Annotated in this window: 15 protein-coding genes and 1 tRNA gene; 1 reads left to right on the top strand and 15 read right to left on the bottom strand. The window is 76.2% G+C overall.

Annotation, left to right across the window (positions count from 1 at the left end):
• Positions 1 to 46 precede the first annotated feature (46 nt).
• Genes BM064_RS04740 through BM064_RS04730 form a run of 3 tightly spaced genes read right to left on the bottom strand, consistent with a single transcriptional unit; the run spans position 47 to position 4,874 of the window.
• A complete protein-coding gene (locus BM064_RS04740; RefSeq protein WP_092858375.1) occupies positions 47 to 1,186 on the bottom strand; it encodes an ABC transporter permease in 1,140 nt (379 codons plus the stop codon).
• Entirely contained in the window at positions 1,183 to 3,870 is a 2,688-nt protein-coding gene (rbbA, locus tag BM064_RS04735) for a ribosome-associated ATPase/putative transporter RbbA (protein WP_245779054.1), read from the bottom strand. The genes BM064_RS04740 and rbbA overlap by 4 nt, the downstream gene beginning before the upstream one ends.
• 11 nt (positions 3,871 to 3,881) lie before the next feature.
• A complete protein-coding gene (locus tag BM064_RS04730; RefSeq protein WP_092858371.1) occupies positions 3,882 to 4,874 on the bottom strand; it encodes an HlyD family secretion protein in 993 nt (330 codons plus the stop codon).
• 163 nt (positions 4,875 to 5,037) lie between these two features.
• On the opposite strand from BM064_RS04730, the gene BM064_RS04725 reads away from it, so the two are divergent.
• Positions 5,038 to 6,840 carry a PHA/PHB synthase family protein gene (locus BM064_RS04725; protein WP_218160953.1) on the top strand — a complete coding sequence of 601 codons (1,803 nt, stop codon included), beginning with the start codon at positions 5,038 to 5,040 and terminating at the stop codon, positions 6,838 to 6,840.
• 204 nt (positions 6,841 to 7,044) lie between these two features.
• Here BM064_RS04725 and BM064_RS04720 read toward each other — a convergent pair whose 3' ends face one another.
• From BM064_RS04720 to BM064_RS04665, 12 genes are all read right to left on the bottom strand, one after another.
• The gene (locus tag BM064_RS04720; protein WP_092858367.1) at positions 7,045 to 9,333 is read right to left on the bottom strand and encodes a methyl-accepting chemotaxis protein; all 2,289 of its coding nucleotides are present in this window, start codon (positions 9,331 to 9,333) and stop codon (positions 7,045 to 7,047) included.
• A gap of 123 nt (positions 9,334 to 9,456) precedes the next feature.
• Positions 9,457 to 9,531: transfer RNA gene (locus BM064_RS04715), tRNA-Val, on the bottom strand.
• 114 nt (positions 9,532 to 9,645) lie between these two features.
• Entirely contained in the window at positions 9,646 to 9,882 is a 237-nt protein-coding gene (locus BM064_RS04710) for an Lrp/AsnC ligand binding domain-containing protein (RefSeq protein WP_092858365.1), read from the bottom strand.
• A gap of 33 nt (positions 9,883 to 9,915) precedes the next feature.
• Positions 9,916 to 10,791, bottom strand: coding sequence for an alpha/beta hydrolase (locus tag BM064_RS04705; RefSeq protein WP_092858363.1), 876 nt, complete (start codon positions 10,789 to 10,791; stop codon positions 9,916 to 9,918).
• A 22-nt stretch (positions 10,792 to 10,813) separates the two neighbouring features.
• Positions 10,814 to 11,134 (bottom strand): thioredoxin, encoded by a 321-nt coding sequence (trxA, locus tag BM064_RS04700; protein ID WP_092858361.1) that lies wholly within the window; start codon positions 11,132 to 11,134, stop codon positions 10,814 to 10,816.
• 281 nt (positions 11,135 to 11,415) lie between these two features.
• A complete protein-coding gene (gene addA, locus BM064_RS04695; protein ID WP_092858359.1) occupies positions 11,416 to 14,979 on the bottom strand; it encodes a double-strand break repair helicase AddA in 3,564 nt (1,187 codons plus the stop codon).
• A complete protein-coding gene (addB, locus tag BM064_RS04690; protein WP_092858357.1) occupies positions 14,976 to 18,008 on the bottom strand; it encodes a double-strand break repair protein AddB in 3,033 nt (1,010 codons plus the stop codon). The genes addA and addB overlap by 4 nt, the downstream gene beginning before the upstream one ends.
• A gap of 79 nt (positions 18,009 to 18,087) precedes the next feature.
• On the bottom strand, positions 18,088 to 18,798 hold the full coding sequence (locus BM064_RS04685) for a nucleotidyltransferase family protein (RefSeq protein WP_092858355.1): 711 nt from the start codon (positions 18,796 to 18,798) through the stop codon (positions 18,088 to 18,090).
• Positions 18,795 to 19,841 (bottom strand): aminoglycoside phosphotransferase family protein, encoded by a 1,047-nt coding sequence (locus BM064_RS04680; RefSeq protein WP_245779053.1) that lies wholly within the window; start codon positions 19,839 to 19,841, stop codon positions 18,795 to 18,797. The genes BM064_RS04685 and BM064_RS04680 overlap by 4 nt, the downstream gene beginning before the upstream one ends.
• 135 nt (positions 19,842 to 19,976) lie before the next feature.
• Entirely contained in the window at positions 19,977 to 20,486 is a 510-nt protein-coding gene (tsaE, locus tag BM064_RS04675; protein WP_092858351.1) for a tRNA (adenosine(37)-N6)-threonylcarbamoyltransferase complex ATPase subunit type 1 TsaE, read from the bottom strand.
• A 649-nt stretch (positions 20,487 to 21,135) separates the two neighbouring features.
• Positions 21,136 to 23,616: a sensor histidine kinase gene (locus BM064_RS04670; protein ID WP_092858349.1), complete on the bottom strand. Its 2,481-nt coding sequence runs from the start codon at positions 23,614 to 23,616 to the stop codon at positions 21,136 to 21,138.
• 75 nt (positions 23,617 to 23,691) lie between these two features.
• Complete coding sequence (locus BM064_RS04665) at positions 23,692 to 25,197, bottom strand: ActS/PrrB/RegB family redox-sensitive histidine kinase (protein ID WP_092858347.1); 1,506 nt, start codon at positions 25,195 to 25,197, stop codon at positions 23,692 to 23,694.
• Between the last annotated feature and the right edge of the window lie 44 nt (positions 25,198 to 25,241).

Raw genomic sequence — 25,241 nt, 5'->3', positions numbered from 1 at the left:
ATTCAAGACGCCGCCTTGACGCCGGTCAACTGCAGGTCGTTTTCCCTCAGCGCTCCTCCGCCACCGAGGCGCGGAACCGCGCGAGGCTCAGCCCCAGCAGCGTCGCCCCCATCAGCCCCAGCGCCAGGAACTGCGGCCAGACCACCTCGAAGCCCGCGCCCTTGAAGATCACCGCCTGGGCGAAGCCGACGAAATGGCGGGACGGCAGCAGCAGGGTGAAGGGCTGCAGCCAGTCGGGCTGGCCTTCGATCGGGGTCTCGGCGCCCGAGAGAAGCTGCATCGGCAGGATCACCAGGAAGAACAGCAGCGCGAACTGCGCCATCGAGCGCGCGGCGGTGGCGAGGAACATGCCCAGCGCCGTGGTCGAGAACAGGTAGACCACCGTCCCGGCCAGGAACAGCAGGCGCGAGCCCGCCACCTCCACCCCCAGCGCCCCCTCGACCAGCAGCAGCATCGAGAGCGTGGTGGCCCCCAGCACCACCGCCCCGTTCGCCCAGATCTTCGCCGCCGCGATCTCGAAGGGCGAGAGGGGCATGGCCAGCAGGTGCTCCAGCGTGCCGTGCTCGCGCTCCCGGATCAGGGCGGCGCCGGCGAGGATCACCGACAGGATGGTCACGTGGCCGATCAGGCTGGTGACGCCCTGGAACTGCACCGGGTCGCGATTGGGGTTGAAGGCGGAGCGCGAGACCAGCCGGATCGCCTGGGCGGCCTCCCCCTCCCGCCCCGCGGCGAAGCGGGCGATCTCGTCGCCCAGGATCCGCTGGATGTAGCCCGCGCCCAGCCCCGCCTGCTCCATCGCGGTGGCGTCGACCAGAACCTGGATCTGCGGCCCCCGCCCGGCGGCGGGCGCGCCGATCAGGTCGGCCTCGAACCGCGGGGGGATCGAGATCACGAACAGGTATTCGCCCGCGTCCATCCGCGCGTCCGCCTCGCCGGCGGCGATCTCCACCGGCGGCTGGAACTCCGGCGGGCGCAGCCCCGCCACCAGCGCGCGGGAGAGGGCCGAGCGGTCCTCGTCCACCACCGCGACCGAGACGTTGTTGACCGAGCCGGTCTTGCCCGTCGCGTCCATGTAGACCGCGGCCGAGAAGGCCCAGACCAGCAGCAGCGACATGGCGATGTCGCGCCGCAGGCTCAGGATCTCCTTCAGCCCCAGCCAGAAGATGCGCCGCGCCCGTCCGATCATCGCTCCTGCCCCCTCAGCAGCAGGCAGGCGAGGCCCAGGAACGCCGGCCCGAACAGCGCCAGCGCCGCGATGTCGGGCCAGAGCCCGGCCCAGCCGAGCCCCTTGGCGAAGGCCCCCACGTTGAGATGCAGGAACCACCCCGCCGGCCACAGCGTGCCGATCGCCCGCGCGCCCCCTTCCAGCGTCGAGACGGGCTGCAGCAGGCCCGAGAACTGCAGGGTCGGCAGCAGCGCGCTGAGCGCGGTGGCGAAGACCGCCGCCACCTGGTTCGAGACCAGCGTCGCCATCACCAGCCCGTAGGCGGTCGTGGCCCAGACGTAGAGCAGCGCCCCCAGCGCCAGCGGCGCCGCGCCCCCCTTGATCGGCACGCCGAAGACGCCCGCGATCATCACCGACAGCAGCAGGAAGTTGACGAAGGCGACGCCCACGTAGGGCGCCTGCTTGCCCAGCAGGAACTCCAGCCGCGTCGCCGGCGTGGCGTGGAAATTGGCGATGGTGCCCAGCTCCCGCTCGCGCGTCACCGACACCGCGGTCAGGATCGCCGGCAGCAGGATCAGGAGCAGCGCGGGCATCGCCGGGGCCATGGCGGCCAGGCTCTCGAAGCCGGGGTTGTAGCGGAACCGCGTCTCGATCGAGGCGAGGGCGGAGGCCCGCTCGCCCCCCTCCCGGGCCAGCTCGGCGAGGTGGGCCGCGTGGATGCCGGCGACGTAGCTTTCCACCGTCTCGCCCTTGTAGGGGACCGCGCCGTCGACCACCGCCAGCACCTCGGGCGCGTCGCCCCGCTCCAGCGCCCGGCCGAAGCCCGGCGGGATCTCCAGCATCAGCGAGGCGCGGCCCTCGACAAGGGCGCGGTCGGCCTCGGCGGGCGAGGTCACGGGCGGCCCTTCGGCGAAATAGCGAGAGCCCTCGAAGGCCGCGACATAGGCCCGGCTCTGGGGCGTGCGGTCCTGGTCGAGGACGACGAAGCGCAGGTCCTCGACGTCGAGGGTGATGCCGAAGCAGAACACGGTCAGCAGGATCGCCGAGCCGAGGAAGGCGAAGGCCAGCCGGATCGGATCGCGCACCAGCTCCAGCGTCTCGCGCGCGGCGAAGGCCGTGAAGCGCGCGGGCGAGAACCAGCCCGAGGGCGGGCGCGCGATCTCCCCCGCCTCGGGCGGCGGGGGCGCCTCGGGCTGGGGGCCAAGGGCCGCGCGCAGATGGGCCACGAAAGCCGCCTCGAAACTCTCCGCCCCGGCCTGCGCCACGATCGCCGCAGGGGCGTCGCAGGCGAGCACCCGGCCCGCGTGCATCAGGGCCACGCGGTCGCAGAGCTCCGCCTCGGCCATGAAGTGGGTCGAGACGAAGATCGTGGTCCCCTGCCCGCGCGCCAGCTCCGCCAGCAGGCGCCAGAAGTCGTCGCGCGCGTCGGGGTCCACGCCCGAGGTCGGCTCGTCCAGGATCAGCAGCGGCGGCGCATGGATCACCGCGACGGCCAGCGACAGACGCTGGCGCACCCCCAGCGGCAGGGCGTCGGCGCGCTGGTCGAGATGGGCGGCGAGGCCGAATCGTTCGCTGAGATCCGTGATCCGCGCGCGCCGGGTCTCCGCCGGCAGCTCGAAGAGGCGCGCGTGCAGGTCGAGGTTCCGCCGCGCCGTGAGCTCTCCGTAAAGCGAGAACGCCTGGCTCATGTAGCCCAGCCTGCGGCGCGCCTCGCGCCCGCCGCGGCCGTCGACGGGGCGGCCGAAGACCCGCGCCTCCCCCTCCGAGGGGGGCAGCAGGCCGCAGAGCATCTTCATCGTCGTCGACTTGCCGCAGCCGTTGGAGCCGAGGAAGCCGAAGATCTCGCCGCGGCGGATCTCGAAATCGACCCCGTCGACGGCGGCGAAATCGCCGAAACGCCGCGTCAGGCCGCGGGCCTCGATCACCGTCTCGGCCCCGTCCGCGCCGCGCGGCGGGATGGTCAGCGCCGGTTTGCGCTCCCCCGGGCGCAGGGCGCGGAAGGCGGCCTCCAGGTCCTCGGCGCCGGCCTGCGCGGCGATCTCCCCGGGCGTGCCCGCGGTGATGACCCGGCCCGCGTCCATCGCCGCCAGCCAGTCGAAACGCGCGGCCTCGTCCATGTAGGCGGTCGAGACCACCACCGACATGCCCGGCCGGCGCGCCCGGATCTCCCCGACCAGGTCCCAGAACTGGCCGCGGGCGAGCGGGTCGACCCCCGTCGTCGGCTCGTCGAGGATCAGCAGGTCGGGGTCGTGGATCAGCGCGCAGCACAGCCCCAGCTTCTGCTTCATCCCCCCCGAGAGCTTCCCCGCCGGCCGGTCCGGAAACGGGTCCAGCCCGGTCGCGGCCAGCAGCGAGGCGATGCGCCGGTCCCGCTCCGCCCGCTCCTGTCCGAAGAGCCGGCCGAAGAACGCCAGGTTCTCGTGCACCGAGAGCTCGGCATAGAGGTTCCGCCCCAGCCCCTGGGGCATGTAGGCGATGCGCGAGGCGACGCGGCGGCGGTGGCCGGCCTCGCCCATGTCGCCGCCCAGCGCCTCGATCCGCCCCGACTGCAGCCGGCGGGCGCCGGCGAGCAGCCCCAGCAGGGTCGATTTTCCGACTCCGTCGGGGCCGATGATCCCGGCCAGGCGGCCCTCGGGGATCTCCAGCGACAGCTCGTCCAGCGCCAGGACCTTGCCGTAGCGATGGCTGACGCCTGCGATGCGCATCGCGGGCGGGCTCATCCGGCGGGCGCCGTCACCGGGTCGGCCAGCGCCTCGGGCCAGTCGACGGCAGGGTCGAGCCGCAGGTAGGCGAGCCCCCGCATCCCGGTTTTCACCCGGTCGAAATAGGCGTCGATCAGCGACGGCGGCACCCGCACGCGCACCCGGAACACCAGCTTCTCGCGCTCCTCCAGCGTCTCGACCTGCTTGGGGGTGAACTGGGCCTCGGGGGCGACGAAGCTGACGGTCGCGGGGATCGCCGCCTCGGGGAACGCGTCGAGCACGATGCGCGCCTCGCCCCCCAGGGTCGCCCGGGCCGCGTCGCGGGCCGAGAGGAACACCTCCATGTAGACGTCGCCCAGGTCCAGCAGGGTCAGCACCGGCTGGCCGGCGGCGACCACCTCGCCGGGCTCGACCAGGCGATAGAGCACCCGCCCGTCCGCCGGCGCGACCAGGGTCGAATCGCCGATCAGCGAGACGATGCGCCGGACCTCCGCCTCGGCCGCCGCGATGGCGCGCCAGGCGGTGGCGGCCGCGGCCTGGGCCGCGCGCTCCGCCGCCTGGGCCACGTCGCGGGCCGACTGGCGCGCGTCGAGCGTCGCCTGCGACGCGTGCCCCTTGGCCACCAGCGACGCCGCGCGCTCGTATTCGTGGACCGCCAGCCGGGTCTCGGAGCGTCTCAGCTCCACCTGCGCCTCGGCCTGGGCGAGGCTTTCGCGGGCCAGCGCCGCCTCCGCCTCCGCCCGGTCGAGCGAGGCTTCCAACTCCGCCGTGTCGAGCCGCGCGAGCTTCTCGCCCGCCGAGGCCCGGTCGCCCTCCCGCGCCGCCACCTCGACCACGCGCCCGGCGCGCGGGGGGGCGAGGTTCACCTGCGTCGCCTCCAGCCGCCCGTTGCCGACGACGATTCCCTCGGGCAGGCCCTCCCCCGCCCCCCGCCAGGCGAGGACGGCGTAGCCCGCGGCCAGCGCAGCCGCCGCGATCAGCAGGATCCGTCCGATCCGCGAGGTCATCCGTCCGCTCCCGTCTTGCTGGACGCCCCCGCCCGGCCGTCGCCGGCGGGGGCTTCGGGCGCAATCTGCCCAGCAGCGCGGCAGGTCGCATTGCGGTGCATCAAGGCGCGCGCCCTTCTGAAAGGGCATGTCGGCCCCATGTCGCACCGGCCAGGAGGTCGAGATGAAGCCTGATTCCATCGCCCGCCGCCGCCGCCGCCCGGCGCCGCCGCGCCCGGCCGAGCCCGAGACCTCGCCCGCCGCCGAGGCCCTGGGCGAGGTCTTCGACCGCGCGCTCCACGCCCTGCTGGCGCGCGCGACCCTGGGGCTGTCGCCCGCCGCCCTGCTCGCGATCTGGTCCGACTGGGCCGTGCATCTCGCCGCCTCCCCCGGCAAGCGAATGCTGCTGGTCGACAAGGCGCTGCGCAAGACCCTGAAGCTGCAGCGCTACATGGCCGCCTGCGCGATGGCCGGCGGCCAGGGCGAGCTCTGCATCGCGCCGCTCGAGCACGACCGCCGCTTCGACGCGCCCGGCTGGCGCCGGCCGCCGTTCAATGCGATCCACCAGGCCTTCCTGCTGACCCAGCAGTGGTGGTGGAACGCCACCACCGACGTGCGCGGCGTGACGCCGGCCCATGAGCGGGCCGTCGCCTTCGCCGCGCGCCAGATGCTCGACGTCGTCTCGCCGGCCAACTTCTTCTGGACCAACCCCGAGGTGCTGGAGCGCACGCGCGAGACCGGCGGGCGCAACCTCGTGCAGGGGTTCCGCAACTGGCAGGAGGACTTCGAGCGGGTGCTCTCCGGCCGCCCCGCGCCCCGCGATCCGGCCTTCACCCCCGGCGAGCAGGTGGCGGTCACGCCCGGCAAGGTGGTCCTGCGCACGCGGCTGATGGAGTTGATCCAGTACGCGCCCACGACCCCGACCGTGCAGGCCGAGCCGGTGCTGATCGTCCCGGCCTGGATCATGAAATACTACATCCTCGACCTGCGGCCGGAAAACTCTCTGATCCGGCATCTGGTGGATCGGGGCTTCACGGTCTTCGCGATCTCGTGGCTGAACCCGACGGCCTCGGACCGGGATCTCGGCATGGACGACTACCGGCGCGAGGGGCTGCTGGCGGCGCTGGAGGCGGCGCTGGAGATCACCGGGGCGGAGCAGGCCCACGCCTGCGGCTACTGCCTGGGCGGGACGCTGCTGACGCTGACGGCGGCGGCGATGGCGCGGGACGGGGACCGGCGGCTGGGCTCGCTGACGCTGCTGGCGGCGCAGGCGGATTTCTCGGAAGCGGGCGAGCTGATGCTGTTCATCAACGACAGCCAGATCGCGTTCCTCGAGGACATGATGTGGGAGCAGGGCGTGCTGGAGAGCCGGCAGATGGCCGGCGCCTTCCAGATCCTGCGCTCGAACGACCTGGTGTGGTCGCGGATCGTGCGCGAATACCTGATGGGCGAGCGCGCGCCCTCCTCGGACCTGATGGCCTGGAACGCGGACGCGACGCGGATGCCCTGCCGGATGCATTCCGAGTATCTGCGCCGGCTGTTCCTGGAAAACAGTCTCTCGGCAGGACGTTACGAGGTCGACGGGGCGGCGGTGGCGCTGTCGGACATCCGCCAGCCGGTGTTCGCGGTGGGGACCGAGACCGACCACGTGGCGCCCTGGCGCTCGGTCTACAAGGCGCATCTGCTGTTCGACGCGGAGGTGACCTTCGCCCTGACCTCGGGCGGGCACAACGCCGGCATCGTCTCCGAGCCCGGCCATCCGCATCGCCGGTTCCGGCTGCTGACCACCCCCGCCCACGCGCCCTGGCGGACGCCGGACGAGTGGCTGGAGGCCGCGGCGACGCGCGAGGGAAGCTGGTGGCCCGCCTGGTTCGACTGGCTCTCCGCCCGCGCCGGAGCGCAGGCCGCCCCGCCGCCGATGGGGCGCCCGGAGACCGGCCTCGCCCCGCTCTGCGACGCGCCCGGAACCTATGTGATGCAGGTCTGACGACCGCCCGCGGGCACGCCGCGCCCCTCCCGGGTCTCCGCCGCGTCCCGGACTGGCCGGGCCGGGGCGCCCCGGTCGCAGGCGCCCATGCGTCACGCCCCCCGAGTTCGGGCGGCGTCCGGCATCGGCGTCCGGGGCTCGCCGCCCCCCGGCGTCGGACGGCCCCCAGGCCGGGCGGCCTCCCCCGCCCCGGGGCGGCGGCGCTCAGGCGGCTCTGGCGGCGGAGGGGGCGGCGGAGGGGGCGAGGTGGAAGCGGGCGGTGAGCTCGTCGACCTCGCTCATCAGTCCGTCGAGCGCCGCAGCCGCGGCGGCCGTCCGCTCGGCGGCGGCGGAGTTGCGCTGCGTGTCGTCGTCGAGCGCGCGCAGCACCGCCGTCGTCTCGGAGACGGCGGCGGAGAGCTGGCGGTTCTCGTCGCTGATCTCGGCGATGGCGCCGCTGAGGCGGGTGATCACCTCCAGGATGCCGTTGAGGGCGCCGTCGACATCTTCGGAGAGGGTCACGCCCTGCTCGACCTTGGCGCCCGAATCCTCGATCAGCCGGCCGATGTCGCGGGCGGCCTCGGCGCTGCGCTGGGCCAGCGTGCGGACCTCGGCCGCGACCACGGCGAAGCCCTTGCCGGCCTCGCCCGCACGCGCCGCCTCCACCGCGGCGTTCAAGGCCAGCAGGTTGGTCTGGAAAGCGATCGAGTCGATCACCCCCACGATCTCCGCCATCCGGCCGGAACTGTCGCGGATCGCCCGGATCGCCTCGGAGGAACGGACCACCACGGCGCGCCCCTCCTCCGCCCGGCTCTCGGCCAGGCGCGCGTCTCCGGCGGCGGCGCCGGAGCGCTCGGCGGTGGACTTCACGCGGGCCGACATCTCCTCGGCCGCGGCGGAGGTCTGCTCCAGCGCGGCGGCCTGGGATTCGGCCCGCGAGGCGAGCTCGCGGCTGTCCTGCGCAAGGGTCGAGGTCTCCGCGCCTGCGCGGCCGGCGCGCGCGCGCACCTCGCCCAGCATCTCGGAGAGATTGGCGCCGGCGCGCTGCGCGTCGGCCGCCAGCGTCGCGAAGGCGCCGTCGAAGCGCCCGGGCATCCCGCGCGAGAGGTCCCCCTGCGCCAGCGCCGCCAGCGCCCCCCCGACGGCCGAGACCGCCTGCGAGACCGCGGCCATCAGCCGGTCGACGTCGGCGGCGAGCCGGTCGAGCTCGGCCGCGCCGTGCCCGGCGCCGAGCCGGCGGGAGAGGTCGCCCTTCGCCGCCGCCTCGGCGAGATCGGACAGGCGGGCGTTGAGCCGGGCGGACTGCTCCGCGCGCAGCGTCGCCTCCTGCTCGCGGGCGCGGGTCTCGGCCTCCATCCGGGCGCGGTCGGCCTGGGCCTTGCGGAAGGCTTCGAGCCCGTCGCGCAGTTCCCCCACCTCGTCGGTGGAGCGCCAGGCGGGCGGGGGCGCGTCGAGGTCGCCCGCGTTCACCCGGCGCAGCGTCTCGGCCAGGTCCTGCAGGCGGCCGCCGATGATCCGCGTCAGCCAGCGCCAGGCGAGCAGCGAGGACGCCCCCAGCGCCAGCAGCGCCGCCGCCGGCAGGAGGGTGGCGAGGCGCTCGTTGGCGCGCAGTTCGGCGAGACCCTCCTGCATGGCCTCGTGGATCTCGCGGTCGGCCCGGTCGGCGGCGGCCTTGAACCGCGCGTGCGCGGCGTCGAAGGCGGCCAGCGTCGCGGCGTCCTCGCGCGCCTGGGCGAGGCCGTCCGCGCGCCGGGTCTCGGCGAGGGCGGAGAAGCGGGTCACGGCCTCCGCGAGCGGGGCCAGCGCGGCGGCGGCGGCGGGCACGAGGGCGGGAACCTCGCCCAGCAGGGTCCGGGCGCGGGCGAAAGCCTCCAGCGCCTCGCCCATGTCCTCGCCCGCGTCGCCGCCCAGCACCTCCTCGACCAGCAGGTGGCCGTGAGCGATCAGGCGGCGCGCCTCGCCGAGGCGGCGCTGAGCCTCGCCGTCGGCGCCGGCGAGGGCCACCGCCCCCTCCGTCCCCTCGATCAGGCGGTCGTAGAGGCCGTCGAATTCCTCGTCCGCGCCGCTGCCCACGCCGGTGCGCGCGGCGAGCAGGTCGTGGCGGGCGCGCCCGGCGGCGAGCAGCAGGTCGGCCTGGGCCAGCACCTCGCCCGCGGCCTCGCGCACGGCGGGGGAGTCGGAGGGCGGCACGCGCGCGTCCCCGGTCCCCGTCCCGTCGAGCAGCGTGCGGGCGTGGCCGCGCGCCTCCTCCAGCCGCTGTTCGAAGTCGTCGAGGGAGCCGTCGGCGTCGCCGGCGGCGATCGCCTGCATCTCCATGCGGGCGAGGGCGCCCTGCAGCTTGATCCCCGACGCCGTGTCGGCGAGGGGGGCCAGCGCCTCCCCCACCGTCAGCCCGCTGCCCGCGGCCATCCGCCCGGCGCCCGCGGTGGCCGCCAGGAAGGCGGCGGCGATCCCGAAAAGGGCCGCGAACACGAGAAGGATCTTTCGTCCCGCAGGCAGGTTCTCAAGCGACATGACGCACTCCGCGCGACCGACAGGTGGGGCGGAGGTACACGGCGGATGTTGAGGCTTGATTAACCCGCCGCCCGGAAAGGGGGCCCTGCGCAGGGGCCGGTCCGTCGGCGGAGGGGGGTGTGATGGTGGGCGCGGCTGGGATTGAACCAGCGACCCCTACGATGTCAACGTAGTGCTCTCCCACTGAGCTACGCGCCCGTCACGAGGCGGGTGATTATCCCCCGGCGGAGGGGGTGTCAACGCCCTGCGCGACGGTTTCGGGAGGGAAATTCGGGGGCGGGCGACGCGCCGTGGCGGCAGCCCGGCCGCCCCTCAGAACGCCTTGAAGGTCAGGGTGGTGTAGGTCCGCTCGATGCCGTCGATGTCGTGCAGGTTCTGGTTCACGAAATGGCCCACGTCGACGTCGTCCTCGACATAGAACTTGGCCAGCAGGTCGTATTCGCCGGAGGTGGAATAGACCTCGGAGGCGAGCTCGCGCCGGGCCAGCGCGTCGGCGACGTCGTAGGCGCGGCCGAGCCTGGTCTTCAGCTGCACGAAAAAGCACTGCATGGGGGTCCTCCGGGTGCGGGTCTGCCCCCCGGTCTACCAGTCCGCGAGGGTCTGCGTCAGGGGGCTGTCGGCCTCGGCGAGCGGGGCGATCACGTCGAAGTGGTGGCGGCCGGGATCGACCACGAGGCGGGTCTCGGCGAGCCCGCCCCACATCGCCGCGATCATCGTCGACTGGCGCAGGAACTCGGGCCGCTCCTCCGCCCCGACCCAGGCCGCGAGGCGGGCGCCGGGGGCGGGCGCGTGGAGGGCCGCGCTCTCGGCCGCGGCCTCGGCGGCGTCGAGGCCAAGGCTCTCGTTCATCGCCGTGAAGCGCAGCGGGCGCAGGTCGTGCAGGCCGGAGATCGAGACCGTGCGCACGAGGCGCGAGGCGGCCTCGGGCGACAGCGCCGAGCCCGCGCAGACCAGGCGCGAGACGAGATGGCCGCCGGCGGAGTGGCCGGCGAGCGCGATCGGGCCGGGGACGAGGCGGGCCGCCTCCTCCACCGCGCGCGCGACCTGGGGGACCATCGCGGAGATCCGGGCGCGCGGCGCCAGCGTGTAGGAGGGCATCGCCACCGCCCAGCCGCGCGCGACGGCCCCGGCGGCGAGGTGGGACCAGATCTCGCGCCCGAAGCGCAGCCAGTAGCCGCCGTGCACGAAGACGGCGAGGCCGCGGGGCTCGCCCTCGGGCAGGAACAGGTCCAGCCGCTCGCGCTCGGGGTCGCTCAGGCCGCCGCGGTAGGGCAGGTCGAGGTGCGCCCTCGGCCCCAGCGCCGCGCGGAAGGCGGCGGCGTCGCGGGGCCAGGCTTCGAGGAAGGCGGCCGCATCGGGGATGTGGCCGGAATTGTCGTAGGCCTCGGTCCAGTCCGAGAGGCCGGGACGGTCCAGCGGCGTCTCGGGCGGGGGGAGGGAGGGCTTGAACCCGATCATGGCGCAAGCCCTCCCGCAGGCGTCACAGGGCGCCTTCGATCCACTGCTTGAGCGCCGACTTGGGCGCCGCGCCGACCTTGGACGAGGCCACGGCCCCGTTCTTGAAGACCAGCAGCGTGGGGATGCCGCGCACGCCGTAGCGCGAGGCGGCGTTGGGGTTCTCGTCGACGTTCAGCTTGACGATCTTGACCTTGCCGTCGAGCTCGCCCGCCAGCTCCTCCAGCGAGGGGCCGATCTGCTTGCACGGGCCGCACCACTCGGCCCAGAAGTCCACCACCACGGGGGTGTCGGACGCGATGACGTCGCTCTCGAAGGTGGCGTCGGTCACGGGGGTCGTGCCCATGGTCGCTCTCCTGAATTCGGCGGCGTCCGGAGGTCCGGCGCCGGGAGGGTTGAAGCTAGGTAGGCGGGGCGGACGGGTCAAGATCGCGCATGCGCCGGGGCGGCAGGGCGCAGATATGGGGTCTCCGCGGCGCCACGGCGCCGGATGCAGGGGGCGGGCGGCGGGGGCCGGAGACGCCCTGCCGGCGCGTCCGGCTGCGTCGCGCCGCAGCAGGTCGGGGGCGGGTCGGGGGGCGGGTCGGGGGGGCGGGTCGGGGGGCGGGGCGAGACCCGCGCCCGGCCTCAGGCAGGCTCGGCTGCGGGGTTGGGCGGGTCGGCGGCCTCCGCGAGCCGGTCGGCCTTCGGGTCGGCGGAGAGGCGGGCGAGCGCGGCGTCGAGGGCCTCCGGCGCCAGGGTCTCGAGGCGGAGGGAGGCGGTCCAGAACAGGGCCGCCTCGATCTCCGCCCCGGGGTGGAGCGCCTGAAGCGCGTGGCGGTAGGCCGCCATCTGGCGCAGGTAGGGCTCGGGCGCCGTCTCGGGCGCGGGGCCGGTCTTCCAGTCCAGCAGGCGCAGCCGCCCGCGCTCGACCGCCAGCCGGTCGACCCGGCCGATCAGGCGCAGGTCTCCGGGCAGGTCGGCCGAAAGCGTCGCCTCCGCCAGCGCCGAGGGCGCGAGCCAGGGGGCGACGTCGGGGTGGGCGAGGGCCGCCAGCGCCTCCTCGACGCAGCCGGCGCGCAGTTCGGGCGGGAGCTCGGGATGGGCGGCGGCGAGCAGCGCCTCGGCCCGGGTCCCGCGGGCCTCGGGCGGGAGCGGCGGCAACGCCTCCAGCAGGCGATGGATGGCGTCGCCGCGGCGGCGCGCGGTCTCGCGGTCGTGGGGCGAGGGGGCGTGGGGCGAGGGGGCGTGGGGCGCGGGGGCCGCGGCCTCGCCCTCGCGGTCCAGGGCGCTCGCCGCCACCCGGCGCCGGGCGCGGGGCAGCGAGGCCGGACGGGCGCCGGCAGGCGGGGCCGGTCGGAAGGGTCCGGCGGCGCCGAGGTCGGCGGGCGCCGCGGCCGGCGCGAAACCCTCGGCGTCGTCCGTGGCCGCGGCCGGCGCGGCGACCTCGGCGGGCGGCGTCCAGCGGTCGGCGAGGGTCAGGACCGTCTCGAAGGGCTCGGCGGCGAGGCAGGCGGGGGCCGGGGTCTCGGTCGCGTCGCAGTCGAGCATCGCGCCGGCGACGCGGTGGTGCCAGCTCCCCTCCGGGTCCGCCTTTGCGCCCAGCGTGCCGCAGATCAGCAGCCGAGAGCGGGCGCGGGTGAGGGCCACGTAGAGCAGGCGCAGGGACTCGTCCGCCTCCCGCTCGGCGCGCGCGGCCTTGGCCTCGGTCATCGGGGGCGCCTCGTCGGCTTTCGGCGAGGACCACAGGGCGACGGGCGGGTCGGAGGGGTGGGTCAGGACGTCGGAGCCGGGCGGGGATTTCGACGGCCCCGCGTCGGCGAGGATCACGAAGGGCGCCTCGAGCCCCTTGGCGGCGTGGACGGTCATCACCCGCACCGCGTCCCCGGCGCCGTCCATCTCGCGCTTCAGGGTCAGGTCCTCGGAGGCCTCCATGAAGGCGAGGAAGCCCGGCAGCGTGGGGGTCTCGGTCGCCTCGTAGGCCAGCGCGCGGGCGAGGAGCTCGTCGACGGCGTCCTCCTCCTCCGGGTTCAGGCGGGCGCGGATGCGGGCGCGGGCGCCGTGGCCGACGAGGGCGCGTTGCAGCAGTTCGTGGGGGCGCTCGTAGTCGGCGGCGTTGAGCACGTCGGTCAGCAGGCGCGCCGCGGGGTGATCCGGGAACGTCTCGCGCAGGAAGCGGGAGAGGGAGCTGCGGTCGCGGGTCAGGGCCAGGGTCTCCAGCTCCTCGGCGGAGACCATGCCGAGGGGGGAGCGCAGGACCTCGGCGGTGGAGAGATCGTCGTCGGGGTCCAGCGCCACCCGCAGCAGCGAGAGCAGGTCGCGCACCGCCAGCGAGGCGGTCAGGCGCAGGCGGTCGGCCCCCGCCACCGGGACCCCGCGCTGCTTGAGCCGGTCGACCAGGGCGCCGGCCAGCGCCCCGCGCCGGCGCAGCAGCACGATGACGTCGCCGGCCCGCATCGGACGCCAGCCGCCCGGCGCGTCGCGGTCGGGGATCGGGGCGCCGATCTGGTCCTGGACGTGGGCGGCGACGGCGTCGGCGAGGCGCAGGACGGGCGCCTGGGCCGGCAGCGCGTCCACCGGCAGGTGCCAGGCGGGGGGCTCGGCGCGCTCGGGCGTCTCCAGCAGGGGCCAGAGGTCGACGCGGCCGGGGGCCTGCTCGTGGAAGGCGATGTGGGAGGGGGTCTCGGCGTCCGCGGTCAGGGCGGCGGCCGCGTCGGCGAAGGCCGCGTCGACCAGCGCCAGCAGCGACGGCGCCGAGCGGAAGGAGTAGTCGAGCGAGGATTCCTGCAGGGGGATGCCCTCGCCGGCCTCGGCGGCGGCGGCGAGAAACTGGCGGAAATGGGCGCGCATCCGCCCGAACTCGCGCGGGGCCGCGCCCTGGAAGGAATAGATCGACTGCTTCTCGTCGCCCACCGCGAAGACGGTGCGGGGGCGGTCCTGGGCGCCCTGGCCGGCCAGGAACTCCTCGGCGATGGCGCGCACCAGGGCCCATTGGGCGGGCGAGGTGTCCTGCGCCTCGTCGATCAGGATGTGATCGAGCCCGCCGTCCAGCTTCCACAGCGCCCAGGCGGCGGTCTCGGAGGTGGTCAGCAGCGCGCCGGCCGCGCGGATCAGGTCGTCGAAGTCGATGACGCCTTCGCGCGCCTTCTCCTTCGCATAGAGGTCCAGCACGGCACGGGCGTAGCGGTGCAGGTCCATGGCCTTGTCGAACCCGGCATGGGCGACGCGCAGGGCGCGCAGCTCCTGCGCCTGGCCCGAGAGCTGTTCGATCAGCTCCGCCGTCCAGGGATGCGCCTCGGCCACGCCCTTGGTGGGCAGGCGGGAGAGCTTGCGCGGCTCGCCCGACTTCGTGTGCAGCGCGGTCTCGACGGCGCGCGCGGCGGTCAGCGCGTCGGCGGCCTCCAGCGCCTGCCAGGCGGGGCGCAGCTCGTCGGCGAACTTGGCGTCGGTGCTCTTGCCCTTCGACATCGTCTCGACCAGGCGGCCGAGGTCGTCCGCGTCGATGCCCGACATCTCCCGCTCGGCGGCGCGGCGGAAGTCGGAGGCGGGGGAGAGGTCGAAGGCCGCACGCAAGAGCGGCTCGGGGTTTTCGGGAAACAGGTCCCGGGCCCCGAGAATGGCGGCGGTCAGGCTCTCGAGCCCCTGTTCGGAGAGACGGTTGGCGGCGGCGTCGAAGGGGGCGTCGGGCGTGGCCTCGGCCTCGGCCGCGAGGCGGTCGCGGATCTCGTCCAGCATCCGGGCGCGGGCGGCGTCGTCGAGCTCCGAGAACCCCGGGGGAGCGCCGGACTCCAGCGGGAAGCGGCGCAGGAGGGAGGCGCAGAAGGCGTGGATCGTCTGGATCTTCAGGCCGCCGGGGGTCTCCAGCGCCTCGGCGAAGAGCTTTCGCGCACGGCGCAGGGCCTGGCGGTCGGGATCTCCGGGGAGGCCGAGGTCGGTCAGCGTCGTCGCCAGCGTGGCGTCGCTCTGCAGCGACCACTCGCCCAGCAGCTTGAAGAGGCGCGCCTGCATCTCGGCGGCGGCGGCGCGCGTGTAGGTCAGGCAGAGGATCTTCTCGGGCCGGCAGCCGTCCAGCAGCAGGCGCGCCACGCGCCGCGTCAGCACCGAGGTCTTGCCCGAGCCGGCGTTGGCCGCCACCCAGGCCGAGGCGCCGGGGGCGGAGGCGCGCACCTGCGCCAGCGTCGCCTCATGGGGGGGCTTGTCGAGCGGGCTCATTCGCCGTCCTCCGCGCCGGTCCACTCGCCATGGCGGGCGAGCTGGTCGTAGTCGCCCACGAACTCCTCGCGCGGCAGGCGCTCGCGCGAGCGGTAGCCCTGGGCGGGATCGTCGTAGCGGGCGACCAGCTCCCCCAGCTCTCCCCAGGCGTCGGCGGCGGAGCGTTTCACCAGGTCCACCAGCCGCGAGGTTCCGCCGACGCCGGACCCCGACAGGCCCACGTATTCGAGATGGGCGACCGGGGCTGCGGGCAGGTCGGGGAAGCCGCCGGCCTCGGCGATGGCGGCCTCGAGCTGGAGCTGGACGTTGTAGACGCCGATCTGCTTCTCGGACGGGGGCGTGCCGGTCTTGTAGTCGTAGATGGCGAGGCTCCCGGTTCCCAGCCGGTCGATGCGGTCGGCGGTGGCGGTCAGGCGGAACGCGCCGCCCTGCCCCTCCAGGAGACGCTCGCCCTTCGCCTCCAGCGCCGCCACCTCGCCGTGGGCGCGGCGTCCGGCCTCGCCGGCGGCGATCCAGTCGGCGGCCCGCGCGATGCGCGCGAGCCAGAGGCGACGCTGGGCGGGCCAGGGGACGAGATCGGGCAACAGGCGCTCGGCGGCGGCGATCAGCTTGGCGCGGAGCTCGGGCACGCCCGCCGTCGACGGCAGCGGCGCGATGTCCCGTGCGAAGGCCTCCATCACCGCGTGCAGGGCGGTGCCCATGTCGCGCGCGTCCGGGGCGCGGCCGAGGGGCTCGAGCTTGCGCAGGCGCAGGACGTGGCGGGCGTAGATCGCGTAGGGGTCGCGGACCAGCGTCTCGACCGCCGTGACCGACAGTCGGCGGGGGCGGGTCTCCACCGGCGGCTTGGGATTGGGGCGGGGCTCCGGCGGAACCGTGGGGCCCAGGTCGAGGGCGTCGGCGGCGCGCAGCAGGGCCTGGCCGCGGGCGCGCATGGCGGCGAGGGACTCCTTCGAGGCGCCGTCGAGCAGGTTCGACAGGCGCACCAGCCAGCGCGCGGGGTTCGAGGGGCCGCCGTCGTCGCGTTTCGAGCGGCTGAGCACCGCACGGGGCGCGTTCGCGGCCATCAGGAAGTCGTGCGCGGCGAGGCCGATGCGCCGCTCGGGCGAGGCGAGGCCGAGCTGCTCGCGCAGGCCCCGGTTCAGCCAGGGGTCGGGCGCGGGATGGGCGGGCCAGGCCCCTTCGTTCAACCCGCCGAGGATCATCAGGCCGACGGTCTCCGCCCGGGCCTCGAGCGCGCCGAGGATGCGGATCCGCTCGGTCACCCGCTCGGGGCGGGGACGCGATTGCTTCGCGCGGATCAGCGCGGTCCACAGGGCGCCGTAGGCGGCGGGGGGCAGGCCGTCGCCGTGGGCCGGGGCGGCCTCGGCCAGCTCCTCGACGAAGCGGAGGGCGTCGGCGCCGTCGGCGTCGGACCAGAGGGGGGCGAGCTCGGCGCCCGCCTCGGCGGCGTCTTCGGGGGCGAAATGGGCGGGGCCGCGGCTGAGAGCCTCGGCGGCGGCGCGGTGGAGCGCGACGCAGGCGGCGGCGCCCGGGGGCGGCGAGGCGAGGGGGGCGAGAAGGCCGCGCAGCCAGGCGAGCCAGGGATCGAAGCCCTCGGGGGCCTTGGCGGGGCGCTCGGGGTCGGCGCGGCGGGCGTCGAGGCGCTGGCTCAGCCGGTCCCAGTCGATCTCGCGGGCGCCGCCGCGCAGCGCCTCGCGGGTCAGGAAGGCGAGGCAGCGCAGGTGAGCGCGGCGGGCGGGGGCGCAGGCGAGGGGGTGGCGCAGCAGGGCGGCCAGCGCCTCGGCCGTCATCGGGCGGCCGAGGCGGCCGGCGGCGAGGCCGAGGAGGATGCCGGGGGGCGTCAGGCCGAGGGGGCGGCCGGCGCTGTCGTCGGGCTCGATCCCCCAGCGGCCCAGTTCCGCCTTCACCCGGCGCGCGAGGACCTGGTCGGGGGTGACGAGGGCCGCCGTGCCGCCGGCGGCGGCCTCGGCCATCAGGGCGCCGGCGATGGCGGCGGCCTCGTCGCGCGGCGTCTCCGCCTCCAGCAGGGCGAGCCCCGCGGTCGCCGCGGGGGCCTCGGCGGCGAGCTCCTCCAGCGCGTCGAGCCAGTGGTCGGTCACGGGCGCGGGGCGCAGGGCCTGGGTCAGGAGGCGCAGGCGGGGCGGCGAGGGGGGCGAGGGCTCGCCCCAGGCCGTCACGTCCTGCGGCCCGAGGCCGAGCGAGGCGAGGAAGCGGGCCTGGAAGTGGTGGGGGTGCTCGGGGCGCGGGGCGTCGCCGGTCAGCTCCTCCCACACGTCCTGCGGCAGGTCGGGATCCCAGCCGGGCAGCACCACCGCGCCGTCGGGCAGGCGCGCGACGGCGGCCAGCAGCTCGGCGGTGGCGGGGGTCGAGGCGGTGGAGCCTGCGGCGATCACGGGATGGGCAGGCGGCTGCGCCTCCCACTCCGCACGCAGGGCCGCGACGGCGAGGCGGCGGCGGGTCTCGGGGTCCGGCGCGCCGTGCTCGTTCTCGTCGAGCCAGGCGGGCCAGTGCTCGGCGGCGATGGTCAGGAAGCGCGCGGTCAGGTCCCAGTGGGCGGCGTGCTGGGCGAGGTCCAGCTCGCGCAGCGCCTGGGCGTCGAGGCCGGCGGCCTGCAGCTCGTCGAGCAGCCCGCGCAGCGACATCGCCAGCGCGGGGGCGCCCAGCGGATCGCCGAACTCGGGGTTGGCGGCGAGGAACGCCTCGGTCAGGCGCATCAGCGCCAGGGTGCGGCGCATCGGGCTGGAGCCTGCGGGGATGCCGGCGAGCAGCGCCTCCTCCGCCATCTCGCCGACGTAGGAGAGGCGGGGCAGCCAGGCGGCGGGGCGCCCGGCCTCCAGCGCCGAGATCAGGGCGCGGCCGGTGCGCCGCGTGTTGAGGTAGAGCTGGACGCGGGCGATGGCCTCGGGCGCCTCGCCCCCCGGCGCCGCGGCGAGACGCTCGCGCAGGCCCCGGGCGAGGGCGGCGGAGAAGTCCGCGCCGGGGGCCACGTAGAAGACGCGCGGGGCGCTCGAGGGGGGAAAGAGGGTCATGCGGCCTGCGGGGTCGAGGCGCCGGGCGCGACGCGGGGGACGGATCCGGCCCGCGGGCGCGGGCGGGACGGGCGGCGGTTCATGCCAGCAGCGCCTCGGCGGCGGCGAGCCCCTCGGGCGTGCCGACGTCGACCCAGGCGCCCTCGTGGACCACGGCGAAGAGGCGCCCCGCCTCCAGCAGGCGGTCCCAGACGAGGTTGGTCGAGAAGGGGCCCGGCGGAAAGCCCTCGAAGGCCGCGGGGCGCACGATCTGGGCCGAGGCGTAGATGTAGGGCGCGAGCGGCGCCTCGCCCCGCCGCACGGGGCGGCCGACGCCGTCCGCGACGTCCTCCAGGAAGAAGTCGCCGGCGCGGGTGTAGGCGACCGCATCCTCGCGGCGCACGAAGTGCAGGAGCGCGTCCATCCGCCCCTCGTCCCAGGCGGCGGCCAGCGTCGGCAGGGGGGCGGCGCCGGTCCAGATGGCATCCGAGTTCAGCACGTAGACCGGCGCCTCGCCCAGCAGGGGGCGGGCCTTGCGCACGCCGCCGCCGGTGTCGAGCAGCGCTTCGGTCTCGTCGGAGAAGGTCACGCGGGGCGCCTCGCGGCCGGCGAGATGGGCGCGGATCTGCTCGCCGAGGTGGTGCAGGTTCACCACCGCCTCGGCGGCCCCGCCCTCGACGACCCGGTCGAGGGCGTGGTCGATCAGCGGACGCCCCGCCACCGGCAGCATCGGCTTGGGCGCGGTCTGCGTCAGCGCCCCCATCCGCGTGCCCTTGCCGGCCGCCATGATCATCGCGCGCGACGGCGTCATCGCGCGCCCCGCAGGCGGGCGAGGGCGCCGGGCGCGGGCGGGGGCACGTGGGCCTTCACGAAGGCCTGAAGCTCCGAGAGCGCGGGGTGGGCGAGGTCGCGCGCCAGGTGCCCCCAGACCCGCGGGATCAGGTCGAGGTAGCCCGCCTTGCCGTCGCGCAGGTGCAGGCGGGCGAAGATGCCCACGATCTTCATGTTGCGCTGGGCGGCGAGCAGGGCCGCGGCGGTCCCGAAGGCCTCGGGGTCCTGGCCCGAGGCCTCCAGGTAGCGCCGCGTGGCGGCGGCGCGCAGGCCTTCGGAGGTGTCGCGGCGGGCGTCCTCGGTCAGCGAGATCAGGTCGTAGGCGCCGTGGCCGCGCAGCGCGTCCTGGTAGTCGAGCAGCCCCACCCGCGCGGCGCCCCGGCGCGCGGGCAGCCACAGCAGGTTCTCGGCATGGAAGTCGCGCAGCGCGAGCGCGCCGCGGACGTCCTCGACCGGCGCGAGGGCCGCGGTCACGCGGCCGCGGAACTCCTCGGCCAGCGCGGCCGAGCCCTGCCCGAGGCCCGCGAGATACCACTCGGGCAGCAGCATCGCCTCCCGCTCCAGCGTGCCGCGGTCGTAGGGGGGGACGGCGTGGTCGCCGGCGATCTCGGGGGCCGGGGCGGACTGCAGCTCGGCCAGCAGCTCGGCCGCGGCGAGGTAGAGGGGGGTCTCCAGCGCGGGATCGCGCGCGCAGACCCGGGCGTAGAGGTCGTCGCCCAGGTCCTCGATCACCGCGAAGCCCGTGGCGGGGTCGGCGGCGAGGATCTCGGGGGCCGAGAAGCCGCGGGCGCGCAGCGCCTGCGTGACGCCCAGGAAGGGGACCAGGTCCTCGCCCTTCTCGGGGGGCGCGTCCATCAGCACCGCGCCGGCCCCGCCGGGGCCCTCGCTCAGCCGCTCGTAGCGGCGGTTGGAGGCGTCGCCGGCCAGCGGCCGGATCGTGGCGGCGGCCCAGCCGGCCTGCGCCAGGAAGGCGGCGCGCAGGGCGTCCCGGTCGGGGGCGGGGGAGGCGGAGGTCTCGGGCACGGGCGCTCGCGGGGTCGGGTTGCGGGACAGCTGTTCTGGGATCGCGGCCGGGGCTGCGTCAAGCGCGGGGGCGACGGATTTCGTCATGGCGACGGGGACGGCGACGGGGGCGGGGAAGCGGGCGGCGACGGGGGCTCACCGGCCCAGCGCCGCCAGCGCGGCCTCCCACCCGGGGCCGACCGGGCGGACCTCCAGCAGGCGGCCCTCGCCGTCGCCGGGCGGGAAGGCGAGCGCGATCTCCAGCCGGCGGGCGGGGGCGAGGGGGCCGAGGCGCTCGGGCCACTCGACGAGGCAGATCGCGTCCTCGAAGGCCTCCTCCAGCCCCAGCTCGGGGATCGCGGCGGGGCCGCCGAGGCGGTGGAGGTCGGCGTGCCAGATCTCGCCGCGGGCGCTGTCGTAGCTCTGCACCAGCGTGAAGGAGGGCGAGGGGATGTCCTCGACCCGGTCCTCCTGCGCCAGGATCGCCGAGATCGCGGCGCGGGCCAGCGCCGACTTGCCGGCCCCCAGGTCGCCCGAGAGCATCACCGCGTCGCCGGGCGCGAGCGCGAGGCCCAGCGCGGCGCCGAGCCGGTCGGTCGCCTCCGCGTCCGCCAGCAGGCGGCGGAGCGCAGGCGCAGGCGCGGCGGCGTCGGATCGCAATGACATGGCGGCTCCGGTGGCGGGGAGAAACGGGGGCGCGTGGGACGCCCCCCGATCATGGCGATCCCGCCTCCCCGGAGCAATGCCCCGCCCGCGCACAGGCGCCCTGCCCCCGCGCCGCGCCGCCCGTCCCCAGACGGCGAAGCGAGGCTTCGCCCCCTGCCGCGCCCCGCCCCGCAGGTCCGGAGCGGCGCCCCGCCCACGCCCGAACGCCCGGCTCCGCCCGCCCCGGGCCCCGCTTCGCCGGCGCCGGGAGCGGCCGGCCCCGCGGGCGCGGCCCGCCCCTGCGTCCCTGCGTCCCGGCCCGCCCCTGCGTCCCGGCCCGCCCCTGCGTCCCGGCCCGCGCCCGGTCCGGCCTCGCCTAGTTCGGCCCCGCGTCGGCCGGCCTCGCCCAGTCCGGCCTCGCCCAGTCCGGCCTCGCCCGGTCCGGCCCCGCCCGCAGTCCCGCCGCCCGAGGACGCGGGCACGGCGGGGCAAAACGAGAAGGCCGCCGGAGCGGCGGCGGACGAGGAGGGGGAGGGGGAGGAGGAGGAGGGGGAGGAGGAGGGGGAGGATGTCGCGCGGACGCTCCGCATGGGAGGCCGCCGTTCGCCGAAGGGCCCGAAGCCGCGGGGCCGGGGTTCAGGCGACGGCGGGGGACAGGCGACGGCCGGGGTCAGGCGACGGCGGGGGCGCGGCGGGGGGCGGGGGCGCGCAGGGCTTCGGCGGGGAGGGTGCAGATCACCCGCCGGCGGAGGGCGCCGGCGCGCTCCAGGCGCTCGGTGCGCACCGAGCCGCCGTGCAGTTCCGAGAAGCGGCGCACCAGGGCATGGGCGAGGCCGCCATGGCGCGGCTCGCCCGGGGCGGGGCCGGCGTCGGAAGGGGCGCCGTCGTCGGGCGCCTCGGTCCAGATCTCGATCTCGCCGCCCCGACGGCAGGCGCCCGCGCGCACCTCGTCGCCGGCCCCGGCGCGGTGCACCGCATCGGTCACCAGGTTGAACAGGAGCTGGCGCACCCGGGCGGCGTCGCCCAGCACCTGCTCGCCCCCCTCCGCCCCCGCGGCGGGCTCCAGCGACAGGGTCACGCCCCGCTCCGCCGCGCGGCGCTGGGCCATGTCCAGCGCCGCCACCAGCGCGGCGCGCAGGTCCACCGTCTCGGGCGTCAGCGACAACACCCCGGCCTGGGCCGAGGCGAGGTCCGCCACCCCGCTCAGCGCCGCCTGCACCTGGCTCGCCGCCTCCAGGATCGCGTCGATCCGCTCCAGCGCCCCGGGCTCGGCGCCGGCGTCCTCGGCCTCGTCGCGCAGCGCGAGGCCCAGGCCCAGGATCCGCGCCAGCGGCGTGCGCACCCGGCCCGAGACCTGCTCGAGCAGCGCCCCCCGGATCTCCTCGGCCGCCTCCAGCGCGGCGGTGCGCTCGCGCGTGGCGAGTTCGGCGCGCGCGGTGTCGGTGACGTCGGTGAAGGCCGCCAGCACCGAGCCGTCGGGCAGCGCCGCCACCCGCACCCGCAGCCGCCGTCCGTCGGTCAGCGAGACCTCCTCGGACCAGGCGGCGCGGTCGGCGGGGGCGCCGAAGAACTCCGCCAGCCGGTCCCAGACCGCCGCCGCGCCGCTGCGCGCGCGGAACATCTCCAGCGCCTGGGGCAGGCGCAGCCGCTCGGCCCCGCCCTCCGCGAGCCCGACGTCGACGTCGTCGAGCCCCCCGTCGAGGTCCTCGGCCCGCGGCCGCCAGATCGCGGCGAAGGCGGGGTTCACGAACCGCGCCGCCCCGTCGGGGCCGAAGGCGATCACGCCCTCCTCCAGCCGGTCCATCACCGCGCGGCGGATCTCGGTCTCGGTGGCGAAGCGGCGCTCCAGCCGCGCGGTCTCGGAGACGTCCTCGAACAGGAAGGCCACCGCCCCCTGGGGATGGGGCCGCGCCACCACCCGGATCTGCAGCTCGCCCGGCAGGTGCCAAACCTCGGTCCGCTCCGGCCGCTCCTGCCCGCCCTCGGCCCGGAACAGGCCCAGCATGTCGGCCCGCCAGCGCTGGAAATCCTCGTGGTCGGGCAGCCGCCGCTCGGCGCGCAGCCGCTCGAGCACGTCCGACAGCGACGGCCGTCCCGCCAGCCAGGCCGGGTCGAGCCGCATCAGCGAGGCGAAGGCAGGGTTGAACAGGCCCAGCCGCGTCTCGCGGTCGAAGATCGCGAGACCGATGGCCAGATGCGCGAAGGTCTCGGTCAGGGTTTCCACGAAGCGGCGCAGCGCCCCCTCGGCATGGACCGCCGCGGCGGCGTCGACGCCGTAGCCGAGCTCTCCCCCGTCGGAGGCGGGCAGCTCCGCCAGCTCGTACCACCGCCGCTCCCCGGTGCGCGCGTCGAAGACCGAGCGGCGCCCCTCCGGCGGGCGGGCCCCGCGGGACTCGCCGCCGTCGTGGTGCAGCTCCGGCAGAGGCGCCGCGTCGGAGCCGTGCGCCTCCTCCGCCCCCGCGATCCGGCGATAGAGGGCGTTGCCCCAGACCACGTGCCCCGCGGGCGAGCGCCGCCAGGCCAGCAGCGGCGCCGCCTCCAGCGCCTCGGTCGCCTGGTCGCGGTCGGCGGCGAGCATCGCCAGCATCCCGCGCAGCCGCGCGATCTCTCGCCGGGAGGGGCCGGCGGGGACGAGGACGAGGCGCGCCTCGCCCGCCTCGGGCCGGCCGGCGATCTCCCAGCTCCGGCCCTCGTCGTCGTCGGCGAGCGTGCGGAACGGGCGGCCGTCGGCCTCGAGCGCGCGGAGCGCGAGGCCCAGGTCCATCGCCCCCTCGACCGGGGTCAGCCGGCGGGTGAAATCGTCGAGCGGGCGCGTCTCATCGCCCAGGAAGCCGCGGGCGGCGCGGTCGCGGGCGCGCAGGCGCCCGCCCTCGAGGTGGAATCCGAGGCCGGCCTCGCCCCCCTGCGTCCCGGCGCCGGGACGCAGGCCGCGGGAGCCCAGCCCCGCCGCGCCCGGCGCGACGACGCCGGCGAGGCCCGGGCCGGGGTGGCCGGCGCGCAGGCGCAGGGTCCGAAGGCCGAGCGCGGCCGCCACCGCCCCGGCGCAGCCGCCGGCGACGGCCAGGACCAGCTGGTTCCCGGACCGCAGCGCCTCCAGCGCGGCCGCGGGCGCGGCCGTCAGCAGGGCGGTGACTTCGGCAAGCTCCAGCACCGGCGATCTCCCGCGAGCGGCGTGGGGAGGGCCCCCCCTCTCGGCGAACTCAACCTATACGAAAGTTTGCGGAGTTCAAACATTCCCGAGCGAGAACGACTCGTTCGCCCCCAGCGCCCCGCGCGGCCGCCCCTCGGGCAGGTCGAGCGCGCCGCGGGGCCAGACCGCCTCGACCACGGCGCCGGGGGCGCGGGCGGTCTCGGGGAACAGGCGGATCTCGGGGTCGCGGGCGTCGGGGGCGCGGGCCTCGGCGTCGCCGCCGTTGGCGAAGGAGACGCGGGCGCCGGTGCGCTCGAGCAGGGTCTTGGCGATGAACAGGCCCAGGCCCATGCCCTCGTAGCCGGCGCGGCCGTCGTCGCCGGAGGGGGCGTCCTCGGGCTCGACCTCCTCGGCGGGGCCGGGCCTGTCGCCGCCGGCGGCGCCGGGGCGCAGGCGGGCGCGCACGAACGGGTCGCCCAGCCGGCCCAGCATGTCGGCGCCGAAGCCCGGCCCGTCGTCGCCCACCGCGATGCGCAGGTGGCGGTCGTTCCAGTCGATGTCGATCCAGACCGAGGCCTCGGCGAAGTCGACGGCGTTCTGCACCAGGTTGCGCAGGCCGTGGATCACTTCCGGACGCCGCATCGCCTCGGGCTGGGGCGGGGGCGGATCGGTCAGGGGCCGGCCCTGCAGGCGCAGGATCACCCGCTTGCCGCGGTCGCGGTGAGGGCCGGCGGCCTCCTCGACCAGGCGGTAGATGGGCGCCGTGCGCATGTGCCGGTCGTCCTTGCCCGTGGCCGAGAGCTCGCGCAGGATCTCGCGGCAGCGCTCGGCCTGCTGGCGGATCAGCTCCACGTCCTCGTGCAGCTCCGGCTGGTCGCGCAGCTCGCGCGAGAGCTCGCCGGCCACCAGCTTGATGGTGGCGAGCGGGGTGCCCAGCTCATGCGCCGCCGCCGCCGCCAGCCCGCCGATGGCGGTCAGGCGCTGCTCGCGTCCCAGCGCCTCCTGGGCTGCGCCCAGCGCCTTGGTCATCGTCCACATCTCGGCCGTCACCCGGCGCGCGTAGCCGGCGACGAAGGCGAGGCCGGTCATCATCGCCACCCAGCTTCCGGCCATGATCGTGGTCGGCGGCTCGACCACCGTGCCGTCGGCGAAGACCAGGGGGATGTAGACCAGCGCCAGCAGCGAGATCTCGGCCGCCGCGAACAGCCCCAGCACCAGCGTCGAGCGCAGCGACAGCGCGGTCGCCGAGACGATCACGGGCGCCAGCACCAGCAGCGCGAACGGGTTGGTCAGCCCCCCGGTGAGGAACAGCAGCATCCCGAGCTGGGCGAGGTCGAAGAGCAGCGTCAGCGCCACGCCCCGCTCGGACAGGCGCTTGTTGGGGGCGTGCACCGCCTCGGCCACGATGTTGAGCGAGACGGAGGCCGCGATCGCCCCGAAGCAGGCCCCGATCGGCAGCGACATGTGCAGCACCAGGTCGGCGAACAGCACCGCCGCCCCCTGCCCCAGCGCCGCCAGCCAGCGCAGCGAGGTCAGGGTGCGCAGCCGCACCCAGTCCACCCGCCCGCGCGCGGGAATGCCGAAGGGAAGTCCGTCCGCCATGGGCCCGGTATAGCCCGGCGCCCGGGCGCTGGGAAGCGCGCGGG

Origin of the sequence: Albimonas pacifica (assembly GCF_900113695.1) — a bacterium.
In the GTDB taxonomy this organism is placed as follows: Bacteria; Pseudomonadota; Alphaproteobacteria; order Rhodobacterales; family Rhodobacteraceae; genus Albimonas; species Albimonas pacifica.
This window is presented reverse-complemented; position numbering and strand designations above follow the sequence as displayed.